Source organism: Streptomyces sp. NPDC057543, assembly GCF_042801895.1.
Taxonomy (GTDB): Bacteria; Actinomycetota; Actinomycetes; order Streptomycetales; family Streptomycetaceae; genus Streptomyces.
The window spans coordinates 1-7,798 of record NZ_JBHVFF010000349.1 but is presented as its reverse complement, the minus strand read 5'-3'; the positions used below and the strand labels follow the sequence as shown (position 1 = coordinate 7,798).

9 protein-coding genes are annotated in these 7,798 nt (G+C 70.1%); 6 read left to right on the top strand and 3 right to left on the bottom strand.

Features of this window, described 5'->3' with window-relative positions:
• Positions 1 to 33 precede the first annotated feature (33 nt).
• Entirely contained in the window at positions 34 to 450 is a 417-nt protein-coding gene (locus ACFU8Q_RS36550; protein ID WP_384462967.1) for a hypothetical protein, read from the bottom strand.
• A 63-nt stretch (positions 451 to 513) separates the two neighbouring features.
• On the opposite strand from ACFU8Q_RS36550, the gene ACFU8Q_RS36545 reads away from it, so the two are divergent.
• Entirely contained in the window at positions 514 to 1,224 is a 711-nt protein-coding gene (locus ACFU8Q_RS36545; RefSeq protein ID WP_384462964.1) for a uridine kinase, read from the top strand.
• Positions 1,225 to 1,525: 301 nt separating this feature from the next.
• On the opposite strand, the gene ACFU8Q_RS36540 is transcribed toward ACFU8Q_RS36545, so the two are convergent.
• Both ACFU8Q_RS36540 and ACFU8Q_RS36535 read right to left on the bottom strand, forming a co-directional pair.
• Positions 1,526 to 2,578, bottom strand: coding sequence for a hypothetical protein (locus ACFU8Q_RS36540; protein WP_384462961.1), 1,053 nt, complete (start codon positions 2,576 to 2,578; stop codon positions 1,526 to 1,528).
• A 357-nt stretch (positions 2,579 to 2,935) separates the two neighbouring features.
• Positions 2,936 to 3,694: a SigE family RNA polymerase sigma factor gene (locus ACFU8Q_RS36535; protein ID WP_384462958.1), complete on the bottom strand. Its 759-nt coding sequence runs from the start codon at positions 3,692 to 3,694 to the stop codon at positions 2,936 to 2,938.
• Between the two features lie 192 nt (positions 3,695 to 3,886).
• Here ACFU8Q_RS36535 and afsQ1 point away from each other — a divergent pair, with 192 nt between their 5' ends.
• The 5 genes from afsQ1 to ACFU8Q_RS36510 all read left to right on the top strand — a co-directional run bounded on the left by afsQ1 (position 3,887) and on the right by ACFU8Q_RS36510 (position 7,754).
• Positions 3,887 to 4,564 carry a two-component system response regulator AfsQ1 gene (afsQ1, locus tag ACFU8Q_RS36530; protein ID WP_176729344.1) on the top strand — a complete coding sequence of 226 codons (678 nt, stop codon included), beginning with the start codon at positions 3,887 to 3,889 and terminating at the stop codon, positions 4,562 to 4,564.
• Positions 4,561 to 6,117 carry an ATP-binding protein gene (locus tag ACFU8Q_RS36525; RefSeq protein WP_384462955.1) on the top strand — a complete coding sequence of 519 codons (1,557 nt, stop codon included), beginning with the start codon at positions 4,561 to 4,563 and terminating at the stop codon, positions 6,115 to 6,117. Before afsQ1 ends, ACFU8Q_RS36525 begins: the two co-directional genes overlap by 4 nt.
• A complete protein-coding gene (locus tag ACFU8Q_RS36520) occupies positions 6,114 to 6,761 on the top strand; it encodes a hypothetical protein (protein WP_384462951.1) in 648 nt (215 codons plus the stop codon). The genes ACFU8Q_RS36525 and ACFU8Q_RS36520 overlap by 4 nt, the downstream gene beginning before the upstream one ends.
• A gap of 148 nt (positions 6,762 to 6,909) precedes the next feature.
• Positions 6,910 to 7,458, top strand: a complete 549-nt coding sequence (locus ACFU8Q_RS36515) for a VanZ family protein (RefSeq protein WP_384462948.1) — start codon at positions 6,910 to 6,912, stop codon at positions 7,456 to 7,458.
• 95 nt (positions 7,459 to 7,553) lie between these two features.
• Positions 7,554 to 7,754 carry a PspC domain-containing protein gene (locus tag ACFU8Q_RS36510; protein ID WP_384462945.1) on the top strand — a complete coding sequence of 67 codons (201 nt, stop codon included), beginning with the start codon at positions 7,554 to 7,556 and terminating at the stop codon, positions 7,752 to 7,754.
• Positions 7,755 to 7,798 lie beyond the last annotated feature (44 nt).

Sequence of the window (7,798 nt, the reverse complement as noted above, 5' to 3'; positions counted from 1 at the left end):
GGAGCGGGCCGCGTCCGCGTCCGTCAGCCGCGCTCAGCCGTGCAGCAGTTGTGTGACCTGCCCCACCACCGGCAGGTCCTTCAGCGCGCCACCGCTGGTCACCGGGTCGGTGACGGCGGCCGTGGAGATCGGCTTGAAGTCGGCGATCTGCGTCCCCACCGTGTTGTTCAGCGGGTCCGTGCCCGTACCGGCCAGCGGGTCGAGCCGCATGTGCGTCACCGGTGCGATGCCGTTCCGGAGCGAGTGCCCGAGCCCCCCGGTCACCGCGCCAGTGGCCGCCTCACCCGTGTCGCCGAGGCCGGTGTCGGCGCCCGTGGTCGGTACGAGGGGCAGCGGCGCCGCCTGGGCGGCCGCACCTCCCGCCCCGAGTGCGGCGCCCACCGCGGTGATGGTCAGACCTGCCCGCAGCAGGGTGCGGCGCCGGGACCTGGAAAGTGCGTGACGTGCCATGGAATTCCCACCTGATCGAGCCGATCGAGTAATCGCTTGAGTGCGTAGAGTAGTTGAGGTGTGATGCTCGATACCAACCCGACCTCCGGGGGATCCCCTGCGCGGGTCAATGCCTCACACTCGTGTCCTGTGAATTCCCAACCGCTCCCGACCCGCGTCGTGCTGCTCGCGGGCCCCTCCGGCTCCGGCAAGTCCTCCCTCGCCGCCCGCACCGATCTGCCGGTGCTGCGCCTGGACGACTTCTACAAGGAGGGCGACGACCCAACGCTGCCCCTCGTTCCCGGAAGCACGGACATCGACTGGGACTCCGCACAGTCCTGGGACGCCGACGCGGCGGTCACCGCGATCACGGAGCTGTGCCGCACGGGGCGGACGAGCGTCCCGGTGTACGACATCTCCACGAGCTCCCGCGTCGACCACGAGGCCCTCCACATCGACCGCACACCGCTGTTCGTGGCCGAGGGGATCTTCGCGGCGGACATCGTCGAACGGTGCCAGGAACTGGGCATACTCGCGGACGCGCTGTGCCTGCGCGGCCGTCCGACGACGACCTTCCGCCGTCGGCTGCTGCGCGACCTGCGCGAGGGCCGCAAGTCGGTGCTGTTCCTGCTCCGCCGCGGCTGGCGCCTGATGCGTGCAGAGCGCCGCATCGTGGCCCGCCAGACGGAACTGGGCGCCTACCCATGCGGCAAGGAGGAGGCTCTGGGCCGGCTGGCCGCCGCGGCGGCGGGACGCTGCCGCCGGGCACCGGTGGGGGCGCCGGTTCCGGAGTAGGAGGACAGGCCCGTGGGGTGAGCCGGGGCGACTCGCAGCCGGGGCGCATTACTACGTGGACGCACTACGGCCTGGGCCTGGTGAGCATCGTGTGTACGGGCCCCGGTGCGGCTCGGTCCGGGTTCATCAGGGCCTCACGGCCGGCCGCCCTCTGCCCGCGTTCGATCCGTTCGGCCGCCGCCTCCCGGCCGGCCCCGGCGACACCGGGGCCAGGACGAGTTACCAAAGGCGCGGACGGCCCCGGCGCTCCGGCACGGGGGCCGCGCGGTCCTCGGCGGCGGGAGAAGAGGCGGTCATCCCCTCACCTCGCGGCTGTGTCGCAGTCGAAGGTCTTGACCGCGGACTTCACGAAGGACTCGAAGTACGCGTCCCGCACCGGAAGGTCCGGGTGACGCTTACGCGCCTCCAAGTACTGCAGCCCTGACTCGGCCGCCAGATAGAGATCGCCTTGAGCACAGGGCAGAACGATCCGTTGCGGATCGACGACATCGGCTTCCCGCCCGTCCGTCGCCTCGCCTTTACTCGTGCCCGGCGACTTCTTCACAGCGGCGATGAGCAGCGGGTCCCGGGAAGCCGTGTACGTCATGAAGCCGTCCGCACGGACGGGGCCACGTGAGTCGTCGTCCAGGAACAGCGTGCAGGACCACAGATCAGCGGGCGTCGTCCGGCCTGCTTCAAGCACCTCGGTGTCGGCCGGCACCTGTCCGCGGACGGAGAAGCCGTCAAGGCCGCACACCCGCCCTTCGGAAACCGGGCGGGCCGCCTCAGAGCGCGGCGGCAGGAGCGTTCCTGGCTCCTCGGGGAGGTCACCGCACGCCGCCCGGGCCGCCACGGCACGTGCCGTATCGGTGACCAGCGCGGCGAACCCGGTGCTGTCGGAGATCCGTTGGCTGGAGCCGAATTTGACGATCACCGGCTTGGTCGTCCAGCACTTCTCGGGCAGCAGGACCCACCCCTCGTACGTGTCGACTCCGCCGGTCACCTTTCCGGAGAAGAACGACTCCTCCGACAGCTCTGGCCACGCTTCGTCCGCCAAGGGCGCGTCACCATCTTCTTCCCGGACCCGGACTGTCAACGTGCCCTTTCCCGAGCCGAGTACGACGGACGACTTCTCGACTTCGCATACCGTGTCCTTCAGGCGGTCGGCCAGGCCGTCTCCCTTTGCGTCCAGACGACCGGACCCCGGAAGAACCGCGTCCGCCTTCGCCGCGGAAACCAGTCCCCCGCACAGCCGATCGGCCGTCAGCACATTGGTGTTGCGATAGACATGCAACCCAGCAACCACCAGGACCAGAACAGCCCCGACAGCCCAGACCTTCCATGCCGGCCTGGGACGGCCCGCTGCTGTGCTCACTTGCTCACTTCCTGGTTCGCAGAGCCGAGTACGCTTCCTCACGGCCGGTGATGTAACTCTGCTTCGCGTCGCCCTTGGCAGTGTCCGAGACCGCCGACCGGCCTCCACGGCACCGTCCTTCGCCCCCTGCAACCTGCTCTTCAGATCCGTGAACTGGGAGTACGCGTCCCGTAACAGCGAGGCGATCGCCTTCGCCTCGGCCTGGGCGGCCCTGTACTCGTTGAGCGTGACGCGGCCGCGCACACGGCGAGCGGGGCCGGACAGGACCCCCCGGCCCGTCCGACCCCGCAGCATTCCCCCGTGTTCCGCCGCCTCCCCCGAAGCAGCGGCCCGTATCCCCCGTATTCCCCCGTCCCCTCAGGCCACCAGCTCGCCGAAGGACTCCTCCTGGTCACGGCCGAAGCTGAGGACCTCGTCGTCGCGCAGCCGGCGGAGCGACCGCCAGATGCTGGACTTCACCGTGCCGACACTGATGTCGAGGATGGCCGCGATCTCCGGATCGGTGCGGCCCTCGTAGTACCGCAGGACCAGCATCGTGCGCTGGAGTTCGGGCAGCCGCGCCAGCGCCTGCCAGAGCACGGCGCGCAGTTCCGTGCCGCGCATCGCGTCCGTGTCGCCCGCCGTCTCCGGCAGTTCCTCGGTCGGGTACTCGTTGAGCTTGCGCCTGCGCCAGGCGCTGATGTGCAGGTTGGTCATGGTGCGGCGCAGATAGCCGCCGACCGCCGCCTTGTCGCTGATCCGGTCCCATGCCCGGTACGTCGAGAAGAGGGCGCTCTGCAGCAGGTCCTCGGCCTCGAACCGGTCACCGGTCAGGTGGTAGGCGGTTGCGTACAGGGAGGCGCGGCGCTCCCGGACGTAGGCCGTGAACGCCGTTTCGGCGTCCTCGGACTGCGCCGGGGTCTTCCGCTCCCCCATGACCTCCCCGTACGCGGATCCCCCGTTGTTTCCCCCGTTGCCCCCCACAGGCGCGTCGACCACCGTCATGTACGACGTGTGCTGACGCCCGGCGCCCCGAACGCACCCCCGCCCCCCGACGCCGGACTTCTCGGAGTTCCGGCCGACATCGTGGAGACGCGTGACAACTGCGCTTGCGGTGGTGCTCTGAATCGCGTTCATCTCGCGCCCCCCATCGGTGGAGTCCGTCCGTTCCTTGTGACAACGAGCTTGCCGGGGCAGTTTCATCACGCTGTCCGCCGACTGTCACAGCCCTGTCACAGGGCCTGCCGTCGGTGCGTCGCGGGTGCGCCGGATGTATGAGTCGGCCGCAACTGTCGAACTGGGGCTCCACCATGGGTCAGAATGACCAGCGTGCCTTTCCTGTTGCTGATCGAGGACGACGACGCCATCCGCACGGCCCTCGAACTCTCGCTGTCACGCCAGGGCCACCGTGTGGCCACCGCGGCGACGGGAGAGGACGGCCTGAAACTGCTGCGTGAGCAGCGGCCCGATCTGATCGTGCTGGATGTGATGCTGCCCGGTATCGACGGTTTCGAGGTGTGCCGGCGCATCCGGCGCACCGACCAGCTGCCGATCATTCTGCTGACCGCGCGCAGCGACGACATCGACGTCGTCGTCGGGCTGGAGTCCGGCGCCGACGACTATGTGGTGAAACCCGTGCAGGGCCGGGTGCTCGACGCCCGCATCCGGGCGGTGCTGCGCCGCGGTGAGCGCGAGTCCACCGACTCCGCGTCCTTCGGGAACGTGGTGATCGACCGTTCCGCGATGACCGTGACCAAGAACGGCGAGGATCTGCAGCTCACACCGACGGAGCTGCGGCTGCTGCTGGAACTGAGCCGTCGGCCGGGCCAGGCCCTGTCGCGACAGCAGCTGCTGCGGCTGGTCTGGGAGCACGACTACCTCGGTGACTCCCGGCTCGTGGACGCGTGTGTGCAGCGGCTGCGCGCCAAGGTGGAGGACGTGCCGTCCTCGCCGACCCTGATCCGTACCGTTCGGGGTGTGGGCTACCGGCTGGATTCGCCTCAGTGAGCGATGCCACCAGGCGGAGCCTGCTCACCGGGCTCCGCTGGACGAGTCTGCGACTGCGTCTCGTCGTCGTGTTCGCGCTGGTGGCGCTGACCGCCGCGGTGTCCGCCTCGGGGATCGCGTACTGGCTGAACCGCGAGGCCGTGCTGACGCGTACCCAGGACTCGGCGCTCGGGGACTTCCGCCAGGAGATGCAGACCCGGGCGGCGTCGCTGCCGCTGCGGCCCACCAAGGACGATTTGCAGAACGCCGCCGCGCAGATGGCGAGCAGTTCCCCGGGCTACAGCGTGCTGCTCGTCGACGAGCGCGATACCGGCAAGCCCATCGTCGGCAACTCCGATCTGGACACCTTCACGCTCGACAACGTGCCGCTGTCGCTGCAGAAGGCCGTCAACGAGAAGCAGCCGATCGAGGCGGGCAACAAGTACGAGTACCACTTGTTCTGGCAGCGGGTCAGCATCCGCGGTACGCCGTACCTGGTGGGCGGTACGAAGATCATCGGTGGTGGCCCGACCGGCTACATGCTGAAGTCCCTCGACCAGGAGCGGCAGGATCTGAACTCCCTGGCCTGGTCGCTGGGGATCGCCACCGGGCTCGCCCTGGTCGGCTCGGCGCTGCTCGCGCAGGCCGCGGCGACGACCGTGCTGCGGCCCGTGCAGCGGCTCGGTGACGCCGCCCGCAAGCTCGGCGAAGGCAAGCTCGACACCCGGCTCGTGGTGTCCGGCACCGATGAGCTGGCCGATCTCTCCCGTACGTTCAACCGGACCGCCAGTTCACTGGAGAAGAAGGTCGCGGACATGAGCGCCCGGGACGAGGCGAGCCGGCGGTTCGTCGCCGACATGTCGCACGAACTGCGCACCCCGCTCACCGCGTTGACCGCCGTCACCGAGGTGCTGGAGGACGAGGCGGACAGCCTGGACCCGATGATCGCGCCCGCGGTGCAGCTGGTGGTGAGCGAGACCCGGCGGCTCAACGACCTGGTGGAGAACCTGATGGAGGTCACCCGCTTCGACGCGGGTACGGCCCGACTCGTCCTCGACACCGTCGACGTCGCCGACCAGGTCACCGCCTGCATCGACGCCCGCGCCTGGCTGGACGCGGTGGATCTGGACGCCGAGCGCGGCATGATGGTCCGCCTCGACCCGCGCCGGCTGGACGTGATCCTGGCGAACCTGATCGGCAACGCGCTCAAGCACGGCGGTTCGCCGGTACGGGTCGCGGTACGGATCGAGAGTGACGAACTCGTCATCGAGGTCCGCGACCACGGCCCCGGTATCCCCGAGGACGTCCTGCCGCACGTCTTCGACCGGTTCTACAAGGCCAGCGCCTCCCGCCCGCGCTCCGAGGGCAGCGGTCTCGGTCTGTCGATCGCCATGGAGAACGCGCACATCCACGGCGGTGACATCACCGCCGCGAACTCGCCGGACGGCGATGGCGCGGTGTTCGTCCTGCGGCTGCCGCGCGATGCCGAGCCGCTCACCGGTTCCGCGGGGGGCGCGGGGAGTGCCGGGGAACACGACGCGGGGGTCCGGGACGAGGAGGGCGACGCGACGTGAGGGGCAGCAATCGCCGGTGGCGCCGTTCGGCCGTGGCGCTGGCCGGTGCCGTGACCGTGGCCGTGCTGGCCGCGGGCTGCGGAATCAGGACCACCTCCGTACCGGTGGACGCCGGGGCCGCGCCGTCTCAGGTGCCGTGCTCCATGTCCGCCAAGGACGTCACGACCCAGACCCTCCAGGGCGTGCCCGTACAGATCTATCTGGTCTGCTCCTCGCAGCTGGTCACGGTGGACCGTACGGTCCAGCTCGACGAGGCGAAGTCGGACCGGGTCCGGATCGCGCAGGCCCTCCTCGACGAGCTGGAGCAGAAGCCGCCCGCCGATGAGCGGCAGGCCGGGTTCTCCACCACCGTTCCGGCGACCCTGCAGGTCAGCGCGGCCCGCGGCGACGACCCCCGGGGCACGCTGCGGCTCAGCGAACAGCCGGAGGACCTGCCGGCCGAGGCGCTGGCGCAGATCGTGTGCACGTACGCGGAGAGCAAGACGCTCGCCCCGGACGGCAGGGTGGTGCTGGGCGGGCCGGGGAGCTACCCGCCGCACGGATATCTGTGCACCACGGAGACGAAGACCAGACCGAAGACGGTACCCACGCCCGGGAGCGTGACGGGGACCGTAACGGGGATGGGGACGGGTACGGGGGCCTGACCGGGAGGAGCGCGGGGGCGGTCCTTCCACCCGGGGCCGCGCTTGCTTTCGCCGGGCCCGCCAGGTTCCACCCCAGGGTTCCGCCCAGGCCCGGGCCAGGTTCCGGCCGGGCGGAACCGATCCTGCCGCCCGGCGCGTCTTGGGGTGCGTGCGTCAAGGTTCGGGCAGTCAAACTGTCATCCGCTTCCGCGCGGCCGGGGTCTTTCTCCTCCTCGCGCATCTGCTGTTTGTCGGGTGGCTGACTCTGCGCCCCCTCGACGTGCCGTGGACGACCGCCTCGAATCTTCATCCGCTCGCCGGCATCAGAGCGGACCTGTCCCTCGGCCCGGTCGAAGCCGCCCGCCGCATCGGTGAGGGGCTGCTGCTGCTTGCCCCGCTGGGCGTACTGCTGCCGATGGCCGGAGGCCGGTTGTTCGTCTCTTCCTGGGCCTCGCTGGCCCGTACCGTCGCGGCGGGCGCGCTGATCTCGCTGGCGATCGAACTGGCGCAGACCGGCGTTCCGGGACAGGTCGTCGACGTCGACTCACTGCTGCTGAACACCACCGGCGTGGCGTTCGCCCACCTGCTGGTCGTACCCCTGTGCCGGGCGCGGCTGCGCCGCAGGAAGCAGCAGCGGATCAGGGTGCTGCCCCACCCCAGGGACGACGCGCCCCAGGGCTCGACCCCGACGATTCCCAGGGTCGGTATCGCACCGTAGAGCGACGCTTTGCCCCTGTTCGCCGGGCGACCATGGGATGCATCGGGAGCACAAAGGAGCTGTTCCCACAGCAACGGTTCGCGAAGGAGCCCACCATGGCCGCACTTGCCCGCCCCCGTGACGGACGCATGATCGGCGGAGTGTGCGCAGCGCTGGCACGGCGCTTCGGCACCTCCGCGGGAACCATGCGCATCATCTTCCTGCTCTCCTGCCTGCTGCCGGGGCCGCAGTTCCTGCTCTACCTGGCGCTGTGGGTGCTGTTCCCGTCCGAGAAGACGGCGTCCACCGCCTGGTGACCCGCGTACGCACCACACGCCTGTGGGCGGACACCCGGTCCGGG